This is a genomic window from Pseudomonas sp. AU12215 (genome assembly GCF_001675465.2).
GTDB classification, from domain to species: domain Bacteria; phylum Pseudomonadota; class Gammaproteobacteria; order Pseudomonadales; family Pseudomonadaceae; genus Pseudomonas; species Pseudomonas nitroreducens.
This window is the reverse complement of record NZ_MACM02000183.1, coordinates 1-25059: the sequence shown is the minus strand read 5'-3', so window position 1 is coordinate 25059 and position 25059 is coordinate 1. Positions and strand designations below refer to the sequence as shown.

General features: G+C 65.9%; 18 protein-coding genes. 4 read left to right on the top strand and 14 right to left on the bottom strand.

Annotated elements, in window-relative coordinates; all coding sequences use genetic code 11:
- Positions 1-140 precede the first annotated feature (140 nt).
- From A9513_RS31480 to A9513_RS31455, 6 genes are all read right to left on the bottom strand, one after another.
- Complete coding sequence (locus tag A9513_RS31480; RefSeq protein ID WP_038803409.1) at positions 141-1106, bottom strand: sulfonate ABC transporter substrate-binding protein; 966 nt, start codon at positions 1104-1106, stop codon at positions 141-143.
- A gap of 135 nt (positions 1107-1241) precedes the next feature.
- Complete coding sequence (gene ssuE / locus A9513_RS31475) at positions 1242-1835, bottom strand: NADPH-dependent FMN reductase (protein WP_037012392.1); 594 nt, start codon at positions 1833-1835, stop codon at positions 1242-1244.
- A 223-nt stretch (positions 1836-2058) separates the two neighbouring features.
- Complete coding sequence (locus A9513_RS31470; protein ID WP_065086433.1) at positions 2059-2811, bottom strand: ABC transporter ATP-binding protein; 753 nt, start codon at positions 2809-2811, stop codon at positions 2059-2061.
- On the bottom strand, positions 2811-3632 hold the full coding sequence (locus A9513_RS31465; protein ID WP_037012387.1) for an ABC transporter permease: 822 nt from the start codon (positions 3630-3632) through the stop codon (positions 2811-2813). Before A9513_RS31465 ends, A9513_RS31470 begins: the two co-directional genes overlap by 1 nt.
- 3 nt (positions 3633-3635) lie before the next feature.
- A complete protein-coding gene (locus A9513_RS31460; protein WP_037012385.1) occupies positions 3636-4652 on the bottom strand; it encodes an aliphatic sulfonate ABC transporter substrate-binding protein in 1017 nt (338 codons plus the stop codon).
- Positions 4653-4834: 182 nt separating this feature from the next.
- Positions 4835-5473, bottom strand: a complete 639-nt coding sequence (locus A9513_RS31455; RefSeq protein WP_024764389.1) for a peroxiredoxin — start codon at positions 5471-5473, stop codon at positions 4835-4837.
- Between the two features lie 294 nt (positions 5474-5767).
- Between A9513_RS31455 and A9513_RS31450 the strand changes: the two genes are divergently transcribed.
- Complete coding sequence (locus tag A9513_RS31450) at positions 5768-5977, top strand: DUF6316 family protein (protein ID WP_037012382.1); 210 nt, start codon at positions 5768-5770, stop codon at positions 5975-5977.
- Between the two features lie 86 nt (positions 5978-6063).
- On the opposite strand, the gene A9513_RS31445 is transcribed toward A9513_RS31450, so the two are convergent.
- Complete coding sequence (locus A9513_RS31445; protein WP_038803408.1) at positions 6064-7626, bottom strand: sigma-54-dependent phenylalanine hydroxylase transcriptional regulator PhhR; 1563 nt, start codon at positions 7624-7626, stop codon at positions 6064-6066.
- 271 nt (positions 7627-7897) lie between these two features.
- Between A9513_RS31445 and phhA the strand changes: the two genes are divergently transcribed.
- From phhA to A9513_RS31430, 3 genes are all read left to right on the top strand, one after another.
- On the top strand, positions 7898-8686 hold the full coding sequence (gene phhA, locus A9513_RS31440) for a phenylalanine 4-monooxygenase (protein ID WP_037012379.1): 789 nt from the start codon (positions 7898-7900) through the stop codon (positions 8684-8686).
- Between the two features lie 105 nt (positions 8687-8791).
- Entirely contained in the window at positions 8792-9148 is a 357-nt protein-coding gene (locus A9513_RS31435) for a 4a-hydroxytetrahydrobiopterin dehydratase (RefSeq protein WP_024764391.1), read from the top strand.
- Positions 9145-10341 (top strand): amino acid aminotransferase, encoded by a 1197-nt coding sequence (locus tag A9513_RS31430; RefSeq protein ID WP_024764392.1) that lies wholly within the window; start codon positions 9145-9147, stop codon positions 10339-10341. Before A9513_RS31435 ends, A9513_RS31430 begins: the two co-directional genes overlap by 4 nt.
- A 279-nt stretch (positions 10342-10620) precedes the next feature.
- Here A9513_RS31430 and A9513_RS31425 read toward each other — a convergent pair whose 3' ends face one another.
- The 7 genes from A9513_RS31425 to A9513_RS31395 all read right to left on the bottom strand — a co-directional run.
- Complete coding sequence (locus tag A9513_RS31425; protein WP_037012376.1) at positions 10621-11643, bottom strand: transporter; 1023 nt, start codon at positions 11641-11643, stop codon at positions 10621-10623.
- A 112-nt stretch (positions 11644-11755) separates the two neighbouring features.
- Entirely contained in the window at positions 11756-12886 is a 1131-nt protein-coding gene (locus A9513_RS31420) for a TIGR03364 family FAD-dependent oxidoreductase (RefSeq protein ID WP_065086432.1), read from the bottom strand.
- A gap of 205 nt (positions 12887-13091) precedes the next feature.
- Positions 13092-14117, bottom strand: a complete 1026-nt coding sequence (locus A9513_RS31415; RefSeq protein WP_024764395.1) for a putative 2-aminoethylphosphonate ABC transporter substrate-binding protein — start codon at positions 14115-14117, stop codon at positions 13092-13094.
- Between the two features lie 93 nt (positions 14118-14210).
- Positions 14211-15917, bottom strand: coding sequence for a putative 2-aminoethylphosphonate ABC transporter permease subunit (locus tag A9513_RS31410; protein ID WP_065086431.1), 1707 nt, complete (start codon positions 15915-15917; stop codon positions 14211-14213).
- A gap of 1 nt (position 15918) precedes the next feature.
- On the bottom strand, positions 15919-16974 hold the full coding sequence (locus A9513_RS31405; protein ID WP_065086430.1) for a putative 2-aminoethylphosphonate ABC transporter ATP-binding protein: 1056 nt from the start codon (positions 16972-16974) through the stop codon (positions 15919-15921).
- A 316-nt stretch (positions 16975-17290) separates the two neighbouring features.
- A complete protein-coding gene (locus A9513_RS31400; protein ID WP_024764396.1) occupies positions 17291-18475 on the bottom strand; it encodes a thiolase family protein in 1185 nt (394 codons plus the stop codon).
- Positions 18476-18650: 175 nt separating this feature from the next.
- The coding region (locus A9513_RS31395) for a DUF5801 repeats-in-toxin domain-containing protein (RefSeq protein ID WP_141678560.1) at positions 18651-25059 on the bottom strand (6409 nt) is incomplete at its 5' end.

The following is a 25059-nucleotide window of genomic DNA, read 5'->3' as shown; positions in this document are numbered from 1 at the left end:
CGCGCGATGATGGGATGGGTGTACGTGTTGCTACTGTTCTTCGCAGGAGCGAGCTTGCTCGCGAACAGACTCCCGGCAGCTCTGGAGCTGGGCGGGTTCGCGAGCAAGGACTAGGCGTCCCCCTCGCTCCTACAAGGGAATCATTGGGCGGTAGCGACCTTGGCAGGCGCCGTCCACACCACGTCCTTGATGCTCAGCTTCTTGGGGATCAGCTTCAGGTCGGTGAAGGTGTCGGCGATCTTCTGCTGCGCGGCGGTAACGTCCGGGGTGATCGGCTGGGCGCCGTAGCCCTGGCGTTTCACCGCGGTGAAGGTGATGTCCGCCGGCAGGCCGAGCAGCGGCGCGACCTGGTCGGTCACCTGCTGCGGGTTCTGCTGCGACCACTCGCCCACCGAACGCACTTCGTCGATCAGGGTGGTGATAACCTGCGGGTGCTGGTTCGCGTACGGGCGGGTGGCGAGGTAGAACTGGTGGTTATCCACAAGGCCGGTGCCATCCACCAGGGTGCGGGCGGAGAGCTGTTTCTCGGCGGCGGCCTGGTACGGGTCCCAGATCACCCAGGCATCGACGCTGCCACGCTCGAAGGCGGCGCGGGCGTCGGCCGGCGGCAGGTAGACGGGCTGGATATCGGTGTATTTCAGGCCGGCTTTCTCCAGGGCGCGCACCAGCAGGTAGTGCACGTTGGAGCCTTTGTTCAGGGCGACTTTCTTGCCCTTGAGCTCGGCGACGGATTTGATCGGCGAATCCTTGGGCAGCAGGATCGCTTCGCTGGTCGGCGCCGGCGGTTCGTGGGCCACGTAGACCAGATCGGCGCCAGCGGCCTGGGCGAATACCGGCGGGGTTTCGCCGGTGACGCCGAAGTCGATGCTGCCGACGTTCAGGCCTTCGAGCAGCTGCGGGCCGCCGGGAAATTCGGTCCATTGCACCTTGACGCCCTGCTCGGCCAGGCGCTTCTCCAGCGTGCCACGGGCCTTGAGCAGCACCAGGGTGCCGTATTTCTGATAGCCGATACGCAGGGTGCCGGGTTGTTCGTCCGCCTGGACGTTGTAGGACAGGGCCGCGATCAGCAGGGCCGCCAGTCCACTACGCAAAGTAAGGGTCCGCATGGGAGTGATCCTTCGTCGAGTGTGATTGCCGGACCTGCGGTCCCGTTGACGGGACGGTGAGGGCCTTTTCTTGTTGGTGACACAGTTGCCGCCTGCCGGGTTGGGGCTTGGCGCTCTCCTGCGTGGGGTTGTCTGTCAGATGCTCCAGCGGGCGTTGATCAGCCGTTCGTTGAGCAGGTTCGGGTCGATGGGTTTCGGCCGGCGCGCGAGGGCGCCATGGAACTGTTCCAGGGACTCCAGCAGTCGGTGTTCGAGGGTCGGTTCCAGGCGCGCCGGGGAATTGCCCTCGGGGTATTGCACCTGGCTCTCTTCGGCGAACACCCCATGCAGGGTTTCCTGTGCCTTCAACGCAGCGAGGACCGGCTTGAGCGCGTAGTCCACCGCCAGCATGTGCGCGTTGCTGCCGCCAGTAGCCAGGGGCAGCACCACCTTGTGCGCCAGCGCCCGCTCCGGCAGCAGGTCGAGAATGACCTTCAGCGCACCGGCGATGGATGCCTTGTACACCGGGGTGGAGATCACCAGGCCGTCGGCACGCAGGACCTGTTCGATCAGCTCGACCACCCGCGGGCTGTCGAAGCGCGCATGCAGCAGGTCTTCCGCCGGAAAATCGTGCACGGAGTAGGAGCGCACCTCGGCGCCGTGGGCGTGCAGCCAGTTCCGTGCGACGTCCAGGAGGACGCCGGAGCGGGAACGCTGGCTGGGGCTGCCGGCTAGGGTGACTACATACATCTGCACGCTTCCTTATAACGATCAGGACGATACAAATGCCGCCCTGCTAACCAATGTGCATAGACCTTAACAGGCAACCTCATATTCCAATAAATGTTATTTTTTCATTTGGTTATGCGATTTTGTTTTTAATGTAGGAGCGAGCTTGCCCGCGGACGCTTTCCGGGCAGCTCCGGCATCAAGCGGTTCGCGAGCAAGCTCGCTCCCACAGAACAGTGATGAGTCAGATGACGTGAGACTGGTGCAGCTCGGTCAGCGCTTCGCCGCGCAGGAAGGCCAACTCGACGGCGCGACGATCCCGAGGGCGCGGCAGCGGTACGGGGAATTCGCGGCGCAGGCGGCTGGGTGCGCCGCCCAGCAGCAGGACGCGGTCGCTGAGGTAGAAGGCTTCGTCGAGGTCGTGGGTGACCAGCAGGATGCTGATGTCGTACTCCAGCGCCAGTTGCTGGATCAGATCCTGCAGGCGGATGCGGGTGAAGGCGTCCACCGCGCTGAAGGGTTCGTCCAGCAGCAACACCTGCGGACGACCATAGAGACCACGGGCGATGGCCGCACGCTGGGCCATGCCGCCGGAGAGTTGTTTGGGCAGCAGGTCACCCTTGCCTTCCAGGCCCACGTCGCGCAGCAGGTGCGCGATACGGTGGTCATCGGCCAGCCAGCCGTCGGCGAAACCGATGTTCTGCGCCACGGTGAGCCAGGGCAGCAGGCGCGGTTCCTGGAACACCACGCCGACGCCACCACCGCCACGACCGGTGTCGCCGTCCGGGCCGAAACCCAGCAGCGGGTTGCGCTCCAGCGAGCCGGCGAACTCGTCGTCCAGCCCGGCGGCGATGCGCAGCAGGGTACTTTTGCCACAGCCACTGGGGCCGAGCAGGCTGACCACTTCGCCCGGCGCCAGGCTCAGGCTGACGTCGTCCAGCACCCGCACGCCGGAGAAGCTCTTGCGGATATCACGCAGTTCCAGCAAGGCGCTCATCAGCTCTCTCCATTGCCCAGGAAGGTATCGCGCCAGGCCAGCGCACGCTGCTCCAGCGCCTTGAGCAGGCTGTCGCTGAGCTTGCCGAGCACTGCCAGCACCAGGATGGCGGCGATGACGATGTCCGGCCGCGAGGTTTCCCGGCCGTCGCTGAGCAGATAGCCGAGGCCACGGGTGGCGGCGATCAGCTCGGCAGCAACGAGGAACATCCAGCTCAGGCTCAGGGCGCCGCGCAGGCCGGTGAACAGGCTCGGCAGCGCGGCCGGCAGCAGAATCCGCCGCACCAGGGCAAAGGGCGAGAGGTGATACAAGCGGCCCAGCTCGACCCACTTGCGGTCGACGTTACGCACGCCGGCTACCAGCGAGAGATACACGGGGAAGAAAGCGCCGAGGGCGATCAGCACGATTTTCGGCGTCTCGTCGATGCCCAGCCAGAGCAGCAGGAGCGGCACCCAGGCGAGGCTGGGAATGGCCCGCAGCGCCTGGAAAGTCGGTTCGAGATAAGCCTCGGCACGCTGGCTGAGGCCGACCCAGGTGCCGATCAGGATGGCCAACGCCGCGCCGATGGAGAAGCCGGCAGCCACCCGTGCGAGGCTGGCCGCCACATGCCTCCACAGCTCGCCCTGGGCCAGTTGCCAGAGCGTCAGCGCGACACTGCTGGGCGCGGGCATCTGGTGCTCGGGCAGCCAGCCGACGCGTACCACCAGCTCCAGCACCGCGCACAGCAGCAGCGGCAGCAGCCAGGCGCGCCAGCTCAGTCGCGGCCAGCGCAGCCTTGGCAGGCGGCGCTGGCGAGCGAGGCGCAGGCTCTGGGTTGGCATGGATTACTGCTCCGCCTTGGCGACAGCGCCAGCCTTGCCAATCACCTCGCCGGCCAGTTGCGGGGCAATCAGCTGATCCACCACGGCGGTGACATCAGTGCCCGGGCGAACCAGTTGCTCATCGATCAGGATCGGCGCGGCGGCTTTCAGCGCGGCAACTTGTTCGGCGCCCGGCAGCGGCTTGCTGAAATCAGTGCGCGAGAGCTGCAGCTTGGCCACTTCCAGCGGCAGCTTGGCCTCCTCGGCGAGCAGCTTGGCGGTCTCCTCCGGATGGGCGATGGCCCACTGGCGCGCCTCTTCGTAGGCGGCGATGACCTGCTTGATCAGCTCCGGCTGCTCCTGCTCGAATTTCTCGGTGACGCTGAGCACGCCGTAGCTGTTGAAGTCGACGTTGCGGTACAGCAACCGCGAGCCGGCCTGCAGTTCGCTGGCGGCCATGTGCGGGTCCAGCCCCGCCCAGGCATCCACCCTGCCCTGCTCCAGCGCGGCGCGGCCGTCCGGGTGCTGCAGGTGGACGATTTCCACGTCGTTCTTGTCCAACCCGGCCTTTTGCAGGCTGCGCAGGAGGAACAGATAGGGATCGGTGCCCTTGGTGGCGGCGATCTTCTTGCCCTTGAGGTCAGCGACGGACTTGAGCGGCGAATCCTTGGGCACCACCAGCGCGGTCCACTCCGGCCGGCTGGCGATGTAGACGGTCTTCAGCGGCGCGCCGTTGGCGCGGCTGAGTACGGCGGCCAGCCCCGCGGTGGAGGCGAAGTCGGTACTGCCGGCGTTGAGGTATTCCAGGGAACGGTTGCTGCCCTGGCTGAACACCCAGCGCACTTCGGTGCCCTGCGGCTTGAGGGACTTCTCCAGCCAGCCGAAGTGCTTGAGCACCAGGCTGGTGGGCGCGTAGTAGGCGTAGTCCAGGCGCACCTCCTTCGGTGCGTCGGCGGCTTGGGCGGGGCTGTTGTAGGCGCCGATCGGCAGGCTCGCGAGAAGAGCGACGGCCAGGCTGCGGCGCCAGGTGGAATGACCCATGGTCGTTCTCCTTGGCGTGGGCTGGTGTCTTCTTCCCGTCTGGCGGGCAAGTCAGATCCTTGGTGGTGGAGCGAATAAAAAAGCGCGGCGTGGTCCGCGCGTGAAAGATAAAAAAGGGGCCGGCGGACCGGCCCGATTTCCCGCTCGAGGCGTGAGTGATTCCCCGGATGGGGAGCGGAGAATCACTTGTTCGGTTGAGGGGTGAGGCGCAGGTACGGCTTGATGGCGCGGTAGCCCTTGGGGAAGCGCTGCTTGATCTCTTCCTCGTCCTTGAGCGAGGGCACGATCACCACGTCGTCGCCGTCCTGCCAGTTACCGGGCGTGGCGACCTTGTGGTTGTCGGTGAGCTGCAGCGAGTCGATGACGCGCAGGATTTCGTTGAAGTTGCGCCCGGTGCTCGCCGGGTAGGTGATGGTCAGGCGCACCTTCTTGTTCGGGTCGATGACGAACAGCGAACGCACGGTGAGGGTGTCGTTGGCGTTCGGGTGGATCAGGTCGTACAGCTCGGAGACCTTGCGGTCGGCGTCGGCGATGATCGGGAAGTTGACCACGGTGTTCTGGGTCTCGTTGATGTCGTCGATCCACTTCACGTGGGAGTCCACCGGGTCGACGGACAGGGCAATCACCTTGACGCCCTTGGCGGCGAACTGGTCCTTGAGCTTGGCGGTCAGGCCCAGCTCGGTGGTGCACACCGGGGTGAAGTCGGCCGGGTGGGAGAACAGAATGCCCCAGCTGTTGCCCAGCCATTCATGGAAACGGATGCGGCCTTCGCTGGATTCCTGTTCGAAGTCGGGGGCGATGTCGCCGAGTCGCAAGCTCATGGGTCTCTCCTTGTTCGTGTTGGTAGCCACTATGCACAAGGTCTTTACGCATTAAAAAGAATATATTTTGATTTTCTTATAACCAAAATCAAGCACTCGTATCGACCCTGCCCTGGCGCCCCGGGCGCGCTGGACACTGAGCATAGCCAAGGCTGCGGGAAGCTCTGCCCGCCAAGTGTTTCACCGCTGAGACAAAACCCAACCGTTCGTCGCCATCCCCCTGCAGCCCCTGTACGGCGGGGCTTTGCGGCATACACTCGAATCAATTAATCCTTTTGTACGGGAGGTCAGCGTATGTTGGGACAACGTGTCGGCGACAATCAGGCGGCCACCCATTACCGCAGCGATCGGATCAGCGCGGTGAATGGCCAGTACTTCTTCTCCACCCGCGAAGGGACTCTCGAAGGGCCCTACTTCACCCGTTTCGATGCCGAACGCGAGGTGGCGCAATACATCACCCGCATGCGCCAGGCGGCAGGGTTGATGGCGCGCGTGGCGCAGTGACGGCGAGCTGACCGAACGCGAGTGCACAACCCCGGCCCGGTGCCGGGGTTTTGTTTTTCCCGCTGCGTTCAATTCCTGGGAGTCGCTCAGGACTCCTCGCTTTGCCCCAACCCATGCAGGCGCAGCTTGTTGGCGATGGTGGTGTGCGACACCCCCAGGCGCTTGCCCAGTTGCCGGCTGCTCGGGTGCTCGCGGTAGAGCCGCTCCAGCACCGCTCTCTCGAACCGACCGACGATGGCGTCCAACCCGCCCTCCAGGGAGAAGTCGCCCAACGGATGCGGCGCGCCGTAGTCCGGCAGGCGGATGTGTTCGGGGCGAATGGTGCCGCCTTCGCACAGCGAGACCGCCTGGAACAGCGCGTTTTCCAGCTGCCGCACGTTGCCCGGCCAGTGGTAGCGGCCGAGGCGGTCCAGCGCCTGGGGCGAGAGCTTGGGCAGAGCGCAACCGATCTGCCGGCTGGCCTGGTCGAGGAAGTGCTGCACCAGCGGTTCCAGGCCGTCCAGGCATTCGCGCAGCGGCGGAATGTGCAGCGACAGCACGTTGAGGCGGTGGTAGAGGTCCTGGCGGAACTCACCCTTGGTGCACAGCTCGGACAGATCCACCTGGGTCGCGCAGATCACCCGCACGTCCAGGTACACCTCCTCGTCACTGCCGACGCGGCGGAAGCAGCCATCCTGCAGGAAGCGCAGCAGCTTGGCCTGCAGGCGCGGGCTCATCTCGCCGACACCATCGAGGAACAGCGTGCCGCCCGCGGTGAGTTCCAGCAGGCCGAGCTTGCCTTCCGGGCGCGCGCCCTCGAAGGCGCCCGGGCCGTAGCCGAACAGCTCGGTCTCGGCCATGGATTCGGGCAGGCCGGCGCAGTTCAGCGCCATGAACGGCGACTGCCCGCGCGGGCTGGCCAGGTGACAGGCGCGGGCCAGCAGTTCCTTGCCGGTGCCGGTCTCGCCCTCGATCAGCAGCGGCGCATCCAGCGGCGCCATGCGGCGCGCCTCGCGCACCACGGCGGCCATCACCCGCGAGCTCTGGAAGATGCTGTCGAAGCCGCGCAACTCCAGGCGCCGCACGTTGTAGATGCGCTCGCCGACGCGGTCGGCGCGGTGCAACGTCAGCACGGCGCCGGCCAGCGCCTCGCTCTCGTCGTGTTCGGATTGCAGCGGCGCGATGTCCGCGAGGAACACATCGCCCTTCACCTTCACGCGCAGGCCGTTGATGCGTGCCTTGTTGGCTCGCACCAACTCCGGCAGGTCGAGGTCCTCGACGTAGCGCGACAGCGGAATCCCCGGCACTTCGTCGACCCGCGAGCCCAGCAGCTGCGCGGCGGCCCGATTGGCCGCGACGATCTGCCCGGCCATGTCGATGGACAGCACCGGGAACTCCAGCGCCGCCAGCAATGCGTTCAACTCCAGGTGGCGCCGTTCGCTGGGCATCAGGCCGACACGCTTGACGCCGAACACGCCGGGCACCGCTTCGAGCTTGGGCTTGAGCGACTGGAACTGCAGGTTGATCAGGTTCGGGCAGAGCAGGTAGATGGCGTTGCCCTGCTCGCCGCCGACTTCGCCGCGGTTGACGTTGATGCCGTAGTCGACCAGCAGGTTGAGGATGTCGCGCAGGATGCCGACGCGGTTCTGGCAGTGCACTTTGATGCGCATGGCGGGCCCGTGGTTGTCGTTGTGGTGGGCGCTCCGGCGCGGATTTTCGCAAGGCAGCCGGAAATTACCGTCAAGAATATGTGACACCAAGCCGCACCTTCAAGCCATGGCCGGATGCCTGCGCCGCTTTGCGTAATTTTTTCTTTACGGATTACAGCCCTGGCAGCCTGAAAACACCGCGAACAGGGGGCTGATTGGCGGCACGACTCGCGCTATCTGTTGGTCATCACAACAACAAGGCCTCGACGCCACAGTACCTATGAGGGCACCCATGAAGACAACGCAGTACGTGGCCCGCCAACCTGATGAAGATGGCTTTATCCACTACCCGGAAGCCGAGCACCAGGTCTGGAATACCCTGATCACCCGCCAGCTGAAAGTGATCGAGGGCCGCGCGTGCCAGCAGTACCTGGACGGCATCGAACAGCTCGGCCTGCCCCACGACCGCATCCCGCAACTGGGCGAAATCAACCGGGTGCTCCAGGCCACCACCGGCTGGCGCGTGGCGCGGGTGCCGGCGCTGATTCCCTTCCAGACCTTCTTCGAGCTGCTGGCCAGCCAGCAATTCCCCGTCGCCACTTTCATCCGCACCCCGGAAGAGCTGGACTACCTGCAGGAGCCGGACATCTTCCACGAGATCTTCGGCCACTGCCCGCTGCTGACCAACCCCTGGTTCGCCGAGTTCACCCACACCTACGGCAAGCTCGGCCTGGCCGCCAGCAAGGAAGAACGGGTGTACCTCGCCCGCCTCTACTGGATGACCATCGAGTTCGGCCTGCTGGACACCCCGCAAGGCCTGCGCATCTACGGCGGCGGCATCCTTTCGTCGCCCAGGGAGAGCGTCTACAGCCTCTCCGATGCGCCCGAGCACCAGGCCTTCGACCCGCTGGAATGCATGCGCACGCCGTACCGCATCGACATCCTGCAGCCCCTGTATTTCGTGCTGCCCGAGCTCAAGCGCCTGTTCGACCTGGCCCATGAGGACATCATGGCGCTGGTGCGCGAAGCCATGCGTCTGGGCCTGCACGCGCCGAAGTTTCCGCCGAAACAGGCCGCCTGATCCGCTGCAATCGATCCCATCTGTGCCTAGGATGAGACGTGCTCGCGAGCCTAAGATGGGTCGCGAGCGCACTCCTATGCCACCCCACGACAAGGAGAACCTTTCATGACCGCACTTACCCAAGCCCATTGCGAAGCCTGCCGCGCAGACGCCCCGAAGGTGTCCGACGAAGAACTGGCGGTGCTGATCAAGCAGATCCCGGACTGGAATATCGAGGTCCGCGACGATCACATGGAGCTGGAGCGGGTCTTCCTGTTCAAGAACTTCCGCCATGCCCTGGCCTTCACCAACGCGGTGGGCGCCATCGCCGAGGAAGAAGGCCACCACCCCGACCTGTTGACCCAGTGGGGCAAGGTCACCGTCACCTGGTGGAGCCACGAGCTGAAGGGCCTGCACCGCAACGATTTCATCATGGCCGCGCGCACCGACGAGCTGGCCGCGAAAGCAGAGGGACGCAAATGAGCCATTTCGCCAAGGTCACCCGCGTACCGGGCGACCCGATCCTGGGCCTGCTCGAAGCCTACCGGGCCGACCCCAACCCCGCGCGGCTCGACCTTGGCGTGGGCGTCTACAAGGACGCCCAGGGCCTCACGCCGATTCCCCGCGCGGTGAAGCTGGCCGAGCAGCGCCTGGTGGATAGCGAGACCACCAAGAGCTACGTCGGCAGCCACGGCGACGCGCTGTTCGCTGCACGCCTGTGCGAGCAGGTACTGGGCGTCACCTCGCCGCTGCTGGCCGATTCGCGTGCCGACGCCACGCAGACGCCCGGCGGTACCGGCGCCCTGCGCCTGGCGGCGGAGTTCATCGCGCATTGCCTGCCGGGGAAAAATATCTGGTTGAGCGACCCGACCTGGCCGATCCACGAGACCCTGTTCGCCGCCGCCGGCGTGCCGATCAAGCACTACCCCTACGTCGGCGCGGACAATCGTCTCGACGCGGAGGCCATGTTCGCCATGCTGGAGAAAATCCCGCAGGGCGACGTGGTGCTGCTGCACGCCTGCTGCCACAACCCCACCGGCTTCGACCTGGATCACGCGCAATGGCAGCGCGTGCTGGAGATCGTCCGTCGCCGCGAGTTGCTGCCGTTGCTGGACTTCGCCTACCAGGGCCTGGGCGATGGGCTGGAGGAGGACGCGTATTCCGTGCGCCTGCTGGCCGAGAGCCTGCCGGAAGTGCTGATCACCAGCTCCTGCTCGAAGAACTTCGGCCTCTACCGCGACCGCGTCGGCGCGCTGATCGTCTGCGCCGAGAACGCCGACAAGCTCACCGACATCCGCAGCCAACTGGCACTGTTCGCCCGCAACCTGTGGTCCACCCCACCGGCCCACGGCGCCGAAGTGGTCGCCACCATCCTCGGCGACCCGGAACTGAAGAACCTGTGGCTGGCAGAGCTGGACGCCATGCGCGGGCGCATCGCCGACCTGCGTATCGGCCTGGTGGAAGCCCTGCGCCCCCACGGGCTGGCGGAGCGCTTTGCGCACATCGCCATCCAGCGCGGCATGTTCTCCTATACCGGCCTGCAGGCCGAGCAGGTGCGCATCCTGCGCGAGGAGCACAGCATCTACCTGGTCAGCAGCGGTCGCGCGAACATCGCCGGGCTCGACGGCGAACGCCTCGACCACCTGGCAGCGGCCATCGCCCGCGTCTGCCGCTGACGACGAATTCTTCCCCCTCGACCGGCCTTTGAGCCGGTCTTTTTTTGCCTGGGCGCGGGAGTTGGCCCGCTTCTACGTAGTTTGGGAGTCCTCAGCGGGTACTTACCCTCTCCCTAACCCTCTCCCTGAAGGGAGAGGGGACTGAAATGGAGCAGGCTGACACCATGGCATCAGCCGGCACATACCGCTCCCTCTCCCTTCAGGGAGAGGGCTGGGGAGAGGGAAAAGCGTAGGCACGAGCTCACAGAAGAAGACAGTTGTTCCTGCAGGGAGACTCGGTCAATAGTCGTCGCGCTTGCGAAACGCCCAGCGCCCGGCCAGGCCGGTGAAGCTGGCTACCAGCACGACCAGAATCCAGAACCCCTCCGGGTCGCTGGAGAAGGGAATGCCGCCGACGTTCATGCCGAAGAAGCCGGCGATGATGTTGATCGGCAGCGCCAGCACCGTGACCACGGTGAGGGTGAACAGCGTGCGGTTGCTCTGCTCGTTGATCTTCGCGGCGATCTCTTCCTGCAGCAGCTTGATGCGTTCGCCCAGCGCGGTGAGGTCGTTGATCACCAGGGAGAACTCCTCGGTGGCCTCGCGCAGCACGCGCACGTCGTCTTCCTTCAGCCACAGCGGCGGGCGGTTGAGCAGGCGCATCAGCGAGCCCGGCTCCAGCGCCAGCAGGCGTTGCAGGCGCACCAACACCCGGCGCATGCCGCCCAGGTCGGCGCGGCTGGCGGAGAGGCGCGAGGACAGCAACTGGTCCTCGATGCGGTCGACGCTGATGCTGGTCTCGCGGACGATGCGGGTGAGGATTTCGCCCTGGTCGCGCAGCAGGTGGACCAGCAGCTCCAGCGGCGAGTTGAAGCTTTCGCCGTGCTTCACCGAGGAGCGCAGCGTATCCACCGAACGCAGCGGCTGCGCACGGGCAGTCACCAGCAGGCGACCACGGGCGCAGACCCACAGCGTGGCGACGTCCGAGGACATGCGGCTGCTGAAGTCGAACACCACGTCGTTGACCACCGCCAGCAACGCGCCGTCCACATGCTCGATGCGGGTGGAGCGCGAACCTTCGCGCAGGGTCTCGAAGAAGTAGTCGGGCAGTTCCAGGTGCGACTTCATCCAGCGCTCGCAGGCCGCGTGCGCCAGGTTCAGGTGCAGCCAGAGGAACTCATCCGTCGCCCGCGGCTCCTGCAGGCGCTGCAGCGCGGTAGGCGAGTCGATTTCCAGGCCGGGCTGGCCGGGACGAAAGCTGAAGCCATAGAGCAGGCCGAACAGGTCGGAATCCTGATGGCTCTGAACGATGCTGTGGTTCATGTCTCTCCGCGCGCGCAGCCTGTAGGAGCGAGCTTGCTCGCTCCTACAAAAAAGCGAATCCGTGTGTGCCGGTAGTACCAGAACCCAGTGAACGGCAGATGACAGCTGCGTGTCAGCCAAACAATCCGGCCACGGTGCGCTCGCCCAGCGCCGGGCCGATGCTCATGCCGACGCCGGTGTGCATCAGCACGGCGGTGATGCCGTCGGCGGCCTGCAGCACGGAGAACGGCCCCGGCCCGCGCGAGCCGTAGACGCCCTGCCAGCGCTCGACCACCTCCACATGCATGCCCAGGGTGTCCTCGGCCAGCTCCAGCATGAGTCTGTCCACTGCCTCGGCATTGAACGGCGCGGCGTCGCTGCCGTAATGGTGGGAGTCGCCGATGATCAGCTCGCCATGGGGCGTCGGGCTGACCAGCAGGTGGATGCCCTGCTCTTCCAGTTCCGGCGTCTCGCGGCGAATCTGCTCGCGCACCGCGTCGGCCTCGGGCAGGTCGGAGAAGGCACCGTAATGCACGCAACTCAGGCCGGTGAGGATCGAGTGGGCGAGGCCGAAATCGACCTGCGGGCGGGCGCGCAGCATCTGCAGGCGGCACACCTGCGGCTCCAGCGGCGCGATGACCTCGGCCAGCAGCGTCTGGTAGTCGTGGCCGGAGCAGACGATCACCTGCCCGGCGGTGAAGCTGCCCGCCGTGGTGCGCAGCACGCCGCTGTCGACGTCACGCACGAGGGTGGAGAAATGGAACTGCACGCCGTGCTCGCGGCGCAGGTAATCGATCAGGCTCGGCAGCGCTTCGCGGGAGTACAACTGCTGGTCGTCGAAGCCGAGCAGCGCGGCACGGTGATGGCGGAAGTGCCCCTGGTAGAGGTCGTTCAGCTCGCTGCCGCGCAGCAGGCCCACTCGGTAGTCCAGCGCCTTCGCGCGGCCGGCGCAGAAGGCTTCCAGCAGATGCTCCTCGGCCTCGGTGCGAGCGAACAGCAACGAACCGTTGCGCCGCAGGGAGAACCCGGCGCCTTCCGCCCATTGCCCCCAGATCGGCCGGCTGGCTCGTGCCAAGTCGGACATCACGCCCGGCGGCTGGCCGGTGACCAGCGCCTGGCCGAAGTTGCGTATCGAGGCGCCCAGGGGTGTGGCGGTGCGTTCGAAGACACGCACGGAAAGCCCGCGGCGGGCGGCGGCGTAGGCGTGGGAAAGGCCGAGGATACCGGCGCCGACGATGGCGACGTCGCAGTGGGTGTGGCTCATGGGGGTATTTCCTGCGTGGCGAAGAGCCCCTCTCCCCCGCCCTCTCCCTGAAGGGAGAGGGAACTCTCCTCTGCGAAGAGAAACCCTGAGTTCATCCTGAAACCATCAAAGGCACAGGCAGACGCTGAAACCGAACCAACACACCGAACAGCCCCCTCTCCCGTCAGGGAGAGGGTTGGGGAGAGGGAGCCATCGGTGTCAAACCTTACTTCTGCGCAACCTTCTCCGACTTGCCGTCATAGCGCTTGCGCCACTCGGCGAGGATCTCGTCGCGGTTCTTCGAAGCCCAGGCGAAGTCGTTCTTGATCAGGCGCTGCTCGTAGTCGGCCGGCAGTTCGGTCTGCGGCTTGGCGATGCCCGGTTGGGCCAGCACGGCGAAGTTTTCCTTGTACAGCTCCATGGCTTTCGGGCTGGCGGAGAAGTCGGCGAGTTTCTTCGCGGCGGCTTCATGCTGGGTGCCCTTGACGATACCGGTGGCTTCGATTTCCCAGCCCAGGCCTTCCTTCGGCAGGACGATGTCCAGCGGCGCGCCCTGGCGCTTGAGCTGCACGGCCGGGTACTCGAAGGAGATGCCGATCGGGAACTCGCCGGCGGCGGCCAGTTTGCACGGCTTGGAGCCGGAGTGGACGTACTGGCCAATGTTCTCGTGCAGGGCGTCCATGTAGGCCCAGCCCTGCTTCTCGCCGAAGGTCTGCAGCCAGGCGGAAACGTCGAGGAAGCCGGTGCCGGAGGATGCCGGGTTCGGCATGACGATCTTGCCCTTGTATTCCGGCTTGGTCAGGTCCTGCCAGCTCACCGGTTTCTCCAGGCCCAGTTTCTCGGCCTCGACGGTGTTGAAGCAGATGGTGGCGGCCCAGACATCCATGCCGACCCACGCCGGCGGGTTGGCCGGGTCGCGGTAGTTCTTGCCGATGGCGTCCAGGTGCTTGGGCGCGTACTTCTCCAGCATGCCCTGCGCATCGAGGATGGCCAGGCTGGAAGCCGCCAGGCCCCAGACGGCGTCGGCCTGCGGACGGTCCTTCTCGGCCAGCAGCTTGGCGGTGACGATGCCGGTGGAATCACGTACCCACTTGATCTTGATGTCCGGGTTCTCGGCTTCGAAGGCCTGCTTGTAGGCGGTCAGCTGTTCCGGTTCCAGGGCGGTGTAGACGGTCAGTTCGGTGTCGGCGGCGTGGACCTGTGCGGCGAAACCGGCAACCACGGCGGCGGCGAGGGCGAGACGTTTGAACATGTGGAGCTCCTTGGCAGTGTTTTTCCCCGCGCGGGGCGGGTGTTGTCAGGGGTTGAGCCCTCGCCGAAACGGGGGCGACAGCGTCCAGCGGTGTTACGGGTTTCTCCAGGCCTGGGAGCGGCGCAGCAGGCCGTGCGAGGCGCCGGCCAGCAGCAGCGACACAGCCGCGGAGGTGAGCAGGATCAGGGTGGACATGGCGGCGGCGGCGCCGACGTTGCCGGAGTCGTCCATGTTCAGCACGGCGACGGCGGCGAGGATGGTGTCCGGGTTGTAGAGGAAGATCGCCGCCGAGACCGTGGTCATCGCCGAGACGAACAGGTAGCGGGTGATGTCCAGCAGCGCCGGCAGGCAGATCGGCACGGTGACGCGCAGGTAGTGGCGCCACAGCGGCATCTTCAGCGACAGCGCGGCCGCCTCGAACTCGCCGTCGAGCTGGCGCAGCGCGGCGGTGGCGGTCATCTGCGCGGTGGTCAGGTAGTGGGCGATGGTGCACACCACCAGCAGCGCCATGCTGCCGTAGAACACATGCAGCGGGTTGCCCGGCAGGTTGAAGAAGAACACGTAGCCCAGGCCCAGCACGAGGCCCGGCACGGCCATCGGCACGAAGCAGAGCATGCGCAGCAGCTGGCTCAGCCAGCGCTGCTCGCGGGTCTTCTCGATCAGGTAGGCGCCGGTGAAGATCAGCGCGCTGCCGATGATCGCGGTGCACACGGCCATGGTCAGGCTGTTGCGATAGGCCAGCCAGCCGCCGCCGGCAGTGGTGTTGAAGTCGTAGTGGTTCAGCGACAGCGAGAGGTTATAGGGCCAGAACTTCACCAGCGAGGAGTACACGGCCATGCCCAGCACGCCCAGCAATACCATGCTGATCAGCACGACGATGGCGAGGAAGGCGGCATCGCGGCGACGCGAGGGTTTCGGGTGATAGACCTGCGCGCGGCCGCTCATGGCGTCGCCCTGGCGACGGCGCAGCCAGGTATCCACCGCAAAGCTGAGCAGCGCCGGCAGCAGGAGGATCATGCCGATCTGCGCGCCACGGCCGAACTGTTGCTGGCCGACCACCGCCTTGTAGGCTTCCAGCGCCAGCACCTGATAATCGCCGCCCACCACGACCGGCACGCCGAAGTCGGTGATGGTCAGGGTGAACACCAGGCAGAAGGCGGCGAACACGCCCTGCCGCGAAGCCGGCCAGGTGATGCTGCGGAAGGCCTTCCACGGACCGGCGCCCATGCTGGAGGCGGCATCGAACAGGCGCGCGTCGGCCAACGACAGCGCGGACAACAGGATCATCAACGCATGGGGGAAGGTGTAGATCGCCTCGCCGAGGACGATGCCCCAGAAGCCGTAGATGTTGTCCGACAGCAGGTGGCGCAGCAGGCCCTGGTTGCCGAACAGGTAGATCAGCGCGATACCCGGCAGCATCGAAGGCGCCAGCAGCGGCAGCAGGGAAATCCCGCGCCACAGGCCCTTGGCCGGGATCAGCGTGCGTTGCAGCGCATAGGCGAACAGGTAGGCCGCCGGCACGACGATGCACGCCACGCTCACCGAGACCTTCAGGCTGTTGCCCAGCAGCCAGTGGAAGTTGTCGCTGCGCAGCAGCTCGCCCATGGCCGCCAGGCCGCCGCCCTGCCCCGCCTCGCCGCTGAAGCCGCGCCAGAAGATGGCCAGCAGCGGCATCAGCACCGCCAGGATGAGCAGGACCAGCAGCAGGACCTTGCCGCCCCCGACGAACAGGCGATCACCCAGATCGCCACGAACCTTGCCGACGGACAGCGTCGGGCTGTGCTTCACCACGGCTTCCATTTCAGGCGAACACCTGCAGGCTGCGCGGCGGTAGTGACACCCAGATATCCGGAGTGCCCAGGCGCGGCATGTCCTCCGGCGCCAGCTCGGCGAGCAGCGCATGGCCCGGCAGTTGCTCCAGCTCGAAGCTCATGCGGCAGCGGTTGCCGAGGAAGGTGATCTCGCGGATCTGCGCGCGGAACAGGTTTTCCTGGTGCACCGCCGGGTTCACGCTGATCGCTTCCGGGCGGCAGAACAGCCGGCCCGAGGCGCTTTGCGCCTGGCTGTGCAGGCGCAGGTTGAGGCTGCCGACGCGAGCATGACCATCACTGCCGCGCTCGAAGGGCAGCCAGTTGCCCTGGCCGACGAACTCGGCGACGAAGGGCGTGCTCGGCGTGCTGTAGATTTCCTGGGCGGTGCCGTACTGCTCGATGCGCCCGTGGTTCATCACCGCGATGCGGTCGGCCATCAGCATGGCTTCGTCCTGGTTGTGGGTAACCATCACGGTGGTGATGCCCAGGCTCTTCTGCAGCTGGCGCAGCTCGCCGCACAGGTGTTCGCGGACACGGGCGTCGAGCGCCGACATCGGCTCGTCGAGCAGCAGCAGCGACGGACTCGGCGCCAGCGCGCGGGCCATGGCGACGCGTTGCTGCTGGCCGCCGGAGAGCTGGCCGGGGTACTTCTTCTCGCTGCCGGTCAGGCCGACCAGTTCGAGCATCTCGGCGACGCGGCGGCGGGCTTCTTCCTTGGCTGCATTGGTCAGGCCATAGGCAATGTTCTGTTCCACCGTGAGGTTGGGGAACAGCGCGTAGGACTGGAACAGGATGCCGTAGTCCCGCGCCTGCGGCGGCAGGTTCGACACGTCGCGCTCGCCCAGGTGCAGGCTGCCGTCATCCTGTTGCTCCAGGCCGGCGATGCAGCGCAGCAGCGTGGTCTTGCCGCAACCGGAGGGACCGAGCAGACAGACCAGCTCACCGGCCTTGACGTCCAGCGACACGCCGTCGAGAGCGACGAACTGGCCGAAACGCTTGCGGATGCGGCGCACGCTGAGCGGTGTGCCGGCGATGGTGGGATGCATGGCGGTACCTCGTTTTCTTGTGGTCCACGCTGCGGGTGCCGCGGCGTGAAGGAACGAGGTCCATGCTAGGGACGGATTGCGACGGCACTATTTCCAAAGGGCCAAGTGCGCCGATAGATCCATAGGCAGATTTTGGTACAGGGGCGAAAAAATTTTGGAAGTGGCGGCGTTGAACGGCTCGTCCTTCGTCCTGCAGGAGCAGACATGAAAAACCCCCGGCGTCGCCGCCGGGGGTTCTCCTGGGCCTCGTCCCGCTTGCGTGGAGCGGTCGCTGCCGATCAGCCAGCGGCGCAGGCCGCTGGCCGTCTTGCCTGGATCAGCGTACCGCCTCGAACAGGCCGGTGGCGCCCATGCCGCCGCCCACGCACATGGTGACGATGCCGTAGCGCAGGTTGCGCCGCTGCAGTTCGCGCACCAGGTGGCCGACCTGCCGGGAGCCGGTCATGCCGAACGGGTGGCCGATGGAGATGGAGCCGCCGTTGACGTTGTACTTCTCGTTGTCGATGCCCAGGCGATCGCGGGCATACAGGCACTGGGAAGCGAAGGCTTCGTTAAGCTCCCAGAGGTCGATGTCGGCGACCTGCAGGCCCTTGGCCTTGAGCAGTTTCGGTACCGAGAACACCGGGCCGATGCCCATTTCGTCCGGCTCGCAGCCGGCGACGGTGAAGCCACGGAAGAAGGCCTTGGGCTTGAGGCCCAGTTCCAGCGCCTTTTCCAGGGTCATGATCAGGGTCATCGAGGCGCCGTCGGAGAGTTGCGAGGCGTTGCCGGCGGTGACCGAGCCATCCTCGGCGAATACCGGCTTGAGGGAGTTCAGGCCCTCGAGGGTGGTTTCCGGGCGGTTGCAGTCGTCGCGATCCACCACGGCGTCGAGCACCTTCTTCTCGCCGGTGGCCTTGTCTTCCACCAGGTACTTCACGCTCATGGGCACGATTTCGTCGTCGAACAGGCCTTCGGCCTGGGCCCGTGCGGTGCGCTGCTGGCTCTGCAGCGAGTACAGGTCCTGCGCCTCGCGGGTGACGTTGTAGCGGCGGGCGACGATCTCGGCGGTCTGCCCCATGGGGTAGTAGATGCCGGGGAAGTCCGACTCCAGGCGCGGGTTGACGAAGTTGTCACGGTTCATCTTGCCCGCGGTCAGGCTGATGGACTCGACGCCGCCGGCCACCAGGATGTCGCTGCAGCCGGAGGCCACCTGGTTGGCGGCAATGGCGATGGCCTGCAGGCCCGAGGAGCAGTAGCGGTTGAGGGTCATGCCGGCGACGTGGGTGCCCAGGCGCGACAGTACCGCGGCATTGCGGCCGATGTTGTGGCCCTGGGCGCCTTCGTTGGAGCCGGCGCCGACCACGCAGTCGTCCACCAGCAGCGGATCGAGGTTGTTGCGCGCCAGCAGCGCGTCGATGCAATGGGCGACCATGTCGTCCGGACGGGTCATGTTGAATTTGCCACGGAAGGACTTGGCCAGGCCGGTACGGACGCTGTCGACGATCACCACTTCGCGCATGGGAAACCTCGTTGCTTGTTGTTGGACTGAGGAAGGTGTGCGTGGAGCATAAGCGCCACTGACGGAGCACCGCGACGATCATTCACCAGCCGTATAGCCGTGCCCCCACCCTCGTTGGGCAGGCACGAACGAAACCGCCGCCCGGAGGCGGCGGTTTCGACCGGTATTGCGCCGGTCAGACGGTGTCGGTCTTGATCGCGTGGTCACCCAGCAGGCCGTTGAGCACGGTGTGGGTATCTCCCGCCGAGAGCACGCCGCTGCCGGCGTGGCCCGCGTACTTGGCGGAGAGATCGACGTTGGCCAGGTCGATGGTCTGGGTCGCGGCGCCGCCACTGGTGGGGCTGACGGCGATGCTGGTGGTGCCCGAGTTGACCGAGAAGGACAGGTAGTGGGACAGCGAATCGGCGGTGGGCAACGCGCCCTGCAGCAGGTCGGCGAGGTTCAGCGAATCCCCTTCGGCGATGCTGAAGTCCTTGATCACGTCGTGCCCGGTATCGCCCGACTTCCAGATGAACTCGTCCGCGCCGGTACCGCCGTACATGATGTCGTCGCCGGGGCCACCGATCAGCTTGTCGTTGCCGCCCTGGCCGAACATCAGGTCATTGCCGGCGCCGCCCTCGAGGATGTCGTTGCCACCGCGGGTATCGCCGGCGACGTTGAACTGGTCCGCGTGCTGGACGATGTAGTTGGTGACCTGCGCGACCGTTGGCGCGCTGCCGTTGGTGGCGGTCAGGTAGTCCACCAGCGCCTGGTAGCCCTGTCCGTTGTGCGATCCGGCGGCATGCCCGGCCCAGGCCAGCGCATCGGTGTTGATGACGTCACCGAAGATGATGTCATTGCCCGAGCCACCGACCAGGTGGTCGTTGCCCACGGTGACCGGCGTGCTGGTGCTGAAGCCTTCCTGCAGCGCCGCCTGCAATTGCTCGGCGGTGTTGATGATCTGCGGCTCGCCGACGCTGGCGTTGATGGTCTTGCCATCCAGGGTGACCGAGCCGGTGCCCGTGGTGTCGGTGTTGTCGAAGAACTTTAGGTAATTGCTGTTGATGCCGTTGCCGATACCGATGGCATTGACGTCCACCGCGTTGTCGCCCGTGAGCGCCCCGGCGTGGTGAAGCATGTCATTGCCCGACACCAGTGCATTGTTCATGTCGCCGTAGTTGGTGATGTTGCCCGAGCTGGAGTCGCTGTTGGAAACGGTCGGGTTGCCGTCGGTGAGGAAGAACGCCAGGTTGATGTAGCCATGGGCCGCATCGGCATGGTTGGTCGTCACCTGGGTGTTGAACCACTGCGAGGCCGCTTTCATCGCGTCATCGTAGTTGGTCGCACCGCTGGCACTCAGAGCGTTGATGGCGGCGATCAGCGCGGTCACGTTAGCGGCGCTCAGGCCATTGAAAGTGGTGACGTGGGAGTTGTCGCTGAACGACACCAGGCTCACGTTGATCACCCCGTCGTGTCCCTTGATGGTGTTGACCAGGTTGATCAGTGCGTTCTTCGCCAGGGCCATGCGCGACATGTTGCTGCCCGACGGGTCGGCCATGCTGCCGGAGGTATCGACGATCAGCGAGATGTTGTAGTTCTTGCCCGGCTGGGTGTAGACCGAGACCCCGCCGGCATCGCCGATCAGCACGTCGTTGCCGCCGCTGCCGTTGATCTGCCCGGCCTTGTCCGCATCCAGCGGGCTGGGGACGGTGTGCAGGACGGTCGAGCCATCCACGTCGCCGCTGTTGCTGCCCACCACCAGGATCGGCTGGCCGTACTTCAGGCAGATGTTGAGGTTGGCCGACGCAGTGTCGCCGTCGCCATCGACGATGGTGTACTTGAAGACCTCGCTGATCTGCCCGCTTTCCGGGAACGCCACGCCGGCCTTGGAGGCGTAGCTGTAGTCGCCGGCCTGGTGGCCGGTCACGTCCTTGAGGTAGACGGTGAGCGTGCCGTTGGCCGTCTGGATGGTCAGCAGGCCGCTGCTGGCGTTGTAGCTACCGGTCGCGGTGGTGGCGTTGGGGTTCTCGTTGGTGAGGTTGCCCGCGGCATCCACCGCGAACTTCTCGCCGCCGAACTCGACCTGGGTGATGCGCACGGTGCCATCGGCGCTGACCGGCAGGTCGTTGGCCAGCAGGTTGCCGCTCACCGAGTCGATGGTCACCAGGTTCTGCAGGGTGGCCGTCAGGTCGCTGGGCTTGGTGACGATGATCGGATCGCCAGTGTTGGTCACGCCCTTGAGGTCGACATCGGTGATCGAGGCTCCCAGACCGACGGCGTAGGCATCCACATGGTTGGTGGCGTCATTGCCGTCGCCGTCCGGGTTGGCCAGGAAGGCCTTCCACTGGGTGATTGCCGAGTTGGTGTTGCCGGTGGTCGGCTCGCCATCGGAGATGAAGTACACCCGGTTGATCGCCGCCGGATCATGGCCGCTGACGGTGATGTCGGAGGTGACATTGGTCCTGGCCAGGTCCAGGGCAGCCTGGTAGTTGGTCTCGCCGTCGGCGCTGAGGCCATTGATCTTGTTCACCAGCGCCGTGTACTGCGCGTCGGAAGTGCCGGTGAAGTTGAAGTCGCCCAGGTCCTTGGCAGTGGCCGCGAAGCTCAGCAGCGATACATGGATGGCAATCCCCATGGCCGCATACTGCTGCACCAGGTTGACCAGGGCCGCCTTGGCGTTGGTCAGCTTGTCGCCGGCCATGCTGCCGGAAACGTCGACCACCAGGGTCAGGTTCACCGCTGGCGGCGCCTGCTGCACCAGGCAGCGCGGCGAGTCGTCCACCGCGGTCGGGCCGTCGTCGAGGAAGCTGAGCTTGCTGCCTAGGTCGATGCTCGCTGATTTCGTGTCGCCGTCACCGTCGGTCACGGTGGCGACCAGGCCGATCTTGCCGCTGGCCAGGCTCAGCGAATCGTTCGGGTCGCTGGCGTTGGGGTGCTTGAGCGCCAGTTGCTGGTCGAGCTTGACCACACCGGTGCCGCTGTCGAGCGTCAGGGTGAAGGCGGTCGCGCCACTGGCAGTGCCGACGTGGCCTTCCACCACGGTGGCGCTGACCTTGACCAGCACGATGTTCTGCCCGGCGGTGGTCTGCAGGCCGCTCTGGGTGCCCGTGGTCGCGCTCAGGCTGTAAGTCGTGCTGCCGCCGTCAGCGCCGGCATTGGCGGTGAAGGCCGTGCTGAAGTTGGCGGTGGCATCGACGTTCAGGTGCGTTTCATCGACGGTCAGGGTCGGCGCCGCAGCGGCATTGGCGGTGATGCTCGGGCCGTCGTCATGGAAGCTGAGCTTGCTGCCCAGGTCCAGGCTGGCGGACTTCGAATCGCCATCGCCATCGGTGATGGTGGCGGTCAGGCTGATCTTGCCGTCGGCGATGCTCAGCGTATCATCGGGGTTGCTGGCGTCGGCATGCTTGAGCGCCATCTGCTGGTCGAGGGTCACGCTGCCGTTGTTCAGCGTCAGCGTGAAGGCAACGGCGCCGTTGGCTCCGCCCACTCGACCGACGACACCATTGCCCTCGTTGTACAGGTAGATCTTGTCGCCGCTGGTGACGCGCAGGCCGCTGTCGCTGCCATCCTGCGCCGCGACCACCTTGTACACCAGCGAGCCCGCACCGTCGGCGCCATAGCTGCTGGTGAACAGACTGGTGATGTTGGCGCTGGCGTCGATACCCAGGTTGGTCTCGTCCACCACCAGAGCCGGTGCACCTTGCGCACTGGCAGTGATCCTCGGGCCGTCGTCATGGAAGCTCAGCTGGCTGCCCAGTTCGACACTGGCGCTGTGGGAGTCGCCATCGCCGTCGGTGATGGTGGCCGTCAGGCTGATCTTGCCGCTGGCGATGCTCAGCGGGTCATCCGGGTTATTGCCATCGGGATGCTTGAGCGCCAGTTGCTGGTCGAGAGTGACAGTGCCGTTGTTCACCGTCAGCGTGAAGGCGACCGCCCCACTCTGCCCGCCGACCCGGCCGACCACGCCATTGCCTTCGTTGTACAGGTAGATCTTGTCGCCATTGGTGACGCGCAGGCCGCTGTCGCTGCCATCCTGCGCCGCGACCACCTTGTACACCAGCGAACCCGCGCCATCGGCGCCGTAGTGGCTGGTGAACAGGCTGCTGACGCTGGCGCTGGCATTGGCGCCCAGGTTGCTCTCGTCCACCACCAGGGCAGGGCCATCGGCCTGGTTGGCCACGATGCTCGGCCCGTCGTCGTGGAACACCAGCTTGCTGCCCAGATCGATGGAGGCGCTGTCGCTGTCGCCATCCTTGTCGGTGATGGTGGCGGTCAGGGTGATCTTGCCGCTGGCGATGCTCAGGGCTTCATCGTCGTTGTGGGCATCGGGATGGATGAAGGCGACACGCTGGTCCAGCGTGAGCGCACCGCCATCGGGACGCACCACGAAGGCGATGGCGCCAGTGCCCTCGACCTTGCCCACCACGCCGTTGCCGTCGTTGAACAGCAGGATGCGCGCGCCGCCGGCGGTTTCGCGCAGGCCGCTGTCGGTGCCGTCCACGGTGCTGACCTTGTACGTGACCGACCCGGCGCCGTCAGCGCCGAAGCTGGCGGTGAACAGTTCCGACACCAGCGGCGCTTCGACCCGCGCGTCACTGGCGAGGTTGCTTTCGTCCACTTCCAGGCGGATGTCGGCATCGGTGCACGGCTGGATGCTGGGACCATCGTCGAGGAAGGTCAGCTTGCCGCCCAGGTCGATGCTGGCCGATGCATGATCGCCGTCGCCATCGGTGATGGTCGCGGTGAGGGTGATCTTGTCGGCGCCGATGCTCAGCGGATCATTGGCATCGGTGGTCACCGGGTGTACCAGCGCCCGTTGCTGGTCGAGGGTAATCACCCCGTTGTGCTGGTTCACGCTGAAGGCCACCAGGTTGGTGCCCTCCACGCGCCCTTCGACACCATTGGCGGTGTTGTAGAGGAAGATCTTCCCGCCCGTGGCGGTGTCCTTCAGGCCGCTGTCGGTGCCGTCGGTGGTGGTGACCTTGTAGGTGATGCCGCCGGCGCCATCGGCGCCGAAGTGGCCGGTGAACAGTGCCGCGACATCACCCGCCGAAGCCTGCGCGTCGACACCCAGTTTGGTCTCGTCCACGGTCAGCTGGATATCGGCGTCGGTGCACGGCTCGATGCGCGGACCGTCGTCGTAGAACACCATCTTGCTGCCCAGGTCGACATGGGCCGAAGCCTTGTCGCCGTCACCATCGGTGATGGTGGCGGTCAGGGTGATCTTGCCGCTTTCCAGGCGCAGCGGATCATCGGCGTCGTTGGTGTCCGGATGCTTGAGCGCCAGGCGCTGGTCGAGCATGAGCGCGCCCTGGTCTTCGCTGACCACGAAGGCGATCGCGCCGCTGCCCTGGACCTTGCCGACCACGGTGCCGTCGACGTTGTACAGCAGGATGGATTCGCCCTGGGTGGTCTTCAGGCCACTGTCGGTGCCATCCACCGTGCTGACCTTGTAGGTGATGCTGCCCGGACCGTCGGCGCCGAAGTGCGTCTCGAACAGCAGCGAGACCAGGCTGGACTCGACGCGGGCGTCGTTGGAGAGGTCGGATTCGTCCACTTCCAGGCTGATGTCGTAGATGCTCGACGGGGCAATGCTCGGGCCGTCATCGAGGAAGGTCAGCTTGCTGCCCAGGTCGACATGGGCACTGGCACTGTCGCCGTCCTTGTCGGTGATGGTCGCTGTCAGGGTGACCTGGCCGCTGAGGTTGAGCGCATCGTTGGCGTCACTGGTATCGGGGTGCGCCAGGGCGCGCAACTGCTCCAGGGTGACCTTGCCGTCGCCGTCGATGGACACGCGGAAGGCCACGGTATTGGTGCCCTCGAGGCGCCCCTCGATGCCGTTGGCGGTGTTGTAGAGGAATACCCGGCTACCGGTCGCGGTGTCCTTCAGACCGGTATCGGTGTTGTCGGCCCCGGCCAGCTTATAGGTGATCTCGCCGGCGCCGTCCGCACCGAAGTGGGTGGTGAAGAGATCGGCGACCGAAGCGCTGCTGGTGTCCGGCACGCCCAGGTGGGTTTCGTCCACGCTGAGCTTGATRTCGGCGTCYTSGCACGGSGTGATGCTCGGGCCGTCGTCGAGGAAGGTCAGCTTGCCGCTCAGGTCGATGTGGGCCTGGGCACTGTCGCCGTCCTTGTCGGTGATGGTCGCCGTCAGGGTGACGCTGTTCGCGTCGAGGCTGACGCCATCGTTCGCRTCGCTGGTGTTCGGRTGAACCACCGCGCGYACCTGGTCCAGCGTGACCTTGCCGTCCGCGCCAAGGGTYACGCGGAAGGCCACGTCGGCACTGCTGCCGACCCGCCCTTCCACGCCATTGGCGGTGTTGTAGAGGAAKATCTTCTCGCCCGTGGCGGTATCGGTCAGGCCRCTGTCCTTGCCGTCCTCGGTCGTCAGCTTGTAGGTGATAGCGCCYGCRCCGTCRGCGCCGAARTGGGAGGTGAACAGGTCGGACACGGTGATCGAGCTGGTGTCGYTCACGCCCAGGTGGGTTTCGTCCACGGTSAGCTTGATATCGGCGTCCTGGCACGGGGTGATGCTCGGGCCGTCGTCGAGGAAGGTCAGCTTGCCGCTCAGGTCGATGTGGGCCTGGGCACTGTCGCCGTCCTTG

Excerpts from the sequence above, each read along its gene's own strand:
- A9513_RS31480 (WP_038803409.1), bottom strand. The coding sequence starts at position 1,106 with ATGCGGACCCTTACTTTGCGTAGTGGACTGGCGGCCCTGCTGATCGCG.
- ssuE (WP_037012392.1), bottom strand. The coding sequence starts at position 1,835 with ATGTATGTAGTCACCCTAGCCGGCAGCCCCAGCCAGCGTTCCCGCTCC.
- A9513_RS31470 (WP_065086433.1), bottom strand. The coding sequence starts at position 2,811 with ATGAGCGCCTTGCTGGAACTGCGTGATATCCGCAAGAGCTTCTCCGGC.
- A9513_RS31465 (WP_037012387.1), bottom strand. The coding sequence starts at position 3,632 with ATGCCAACCCAGAGCCTGCGCCTCGCTCGCCAGCGCCGCCTGCCAAGG.
- A9513_RS31460 (WP_037012385.1), bottom strand. The coding sequence starts at position 4,652 with ATGGGTCATTCCACCTGGCGCCGCAGCCTGGCCGTCGCTCTTCTCGCG.
- A9513_RS31455 (WP_024764389.1), bottom strand. The coding sequence starts at position 5,473 with ATGAGCTTGCGACTCGGCGACATCGCCCCCGACTTCGAACAGGAATCC.
- A9513_RS31450 (WP_037012382.1), top strand. The coding sequence starts at position 5,768 with ATGTTGGGACAACGTGTCGGCGACAATCAGGCGGCCACCCATTACCGC.
- A9513_RS31445 (WP_038803408.1), bottom strand. The coding sequence starts at position 7,626 with ATGCGCATCAAAGTGCACTGCCAGAACCGCGTCGGCATCCTGCGCGAC.
- phhA (WP_037012379.1), top strand. The coding sequence starts at position 7,898 with ATGAAGACAACGCAGTACGTGGCCCGCCAACCTGATGAAGATGGCTTT.
- A9513_RS31435 (WP_024764391.1), top strand. The coding sequence starts at position 8,792 with ATGACCGCACTTACCCAAGCCCATTGCGAAGCCTGCCGCGCAGACGCC.
- A9513_RS31430 (WP_024764392.1), top strand. The coding sequence starts at position 9,145 with ATGAGCCATTTCGCCAAGGTCACCCGCGTACCGGGCGACCCGATCCTG.
- A9513_RS31425 (WP_037012376.1), bottom strand. The coding sequence starts at position 11,643 with ATGAACCACAGCATCGTTCAGAGCCATCAGGATTCCGACCTGTTCGGC.
- A9513_RS31420 (WP_065086432.1), bottom strand. The coding sequence starts at position 12,886 with ATGAGCCACACCCACTGCGACGTCGCCATCGTCGGCGCCGGTATCCTC.
- A9513_RS31415 (WP_024764395.1), bottom strand. The coding sequence starts at position 14,117 with ATGTTCAAACGTCTCGCCCTCGCCGCCGCCGTGGTTGCCGGTTTCGCC.
- A9513_RS31410 (WP_065086431.1), bottom strand. The coding sequence starts at position 15,917 with ATGGAAGCCGTGGTGAAGCACAGCCCGACGCTGTCCGTCGGCAAGGTT.
- A9513_RS31405 (WP_065086430.1), bottom strand. The coding sequence starts at position 16,974 with ATGCATCCCACCATCGCCGGCACACCGCTCAGCGTGCGCCGCATCCGC.
- A9513_RS31400 (WP_024764396.1), bottom strand. The coding sequence starts at position 18,475 with ATGCGCGAAGTGGTGATCGTCGACAGCGTCCGTACCGGCCTGGCCAAG.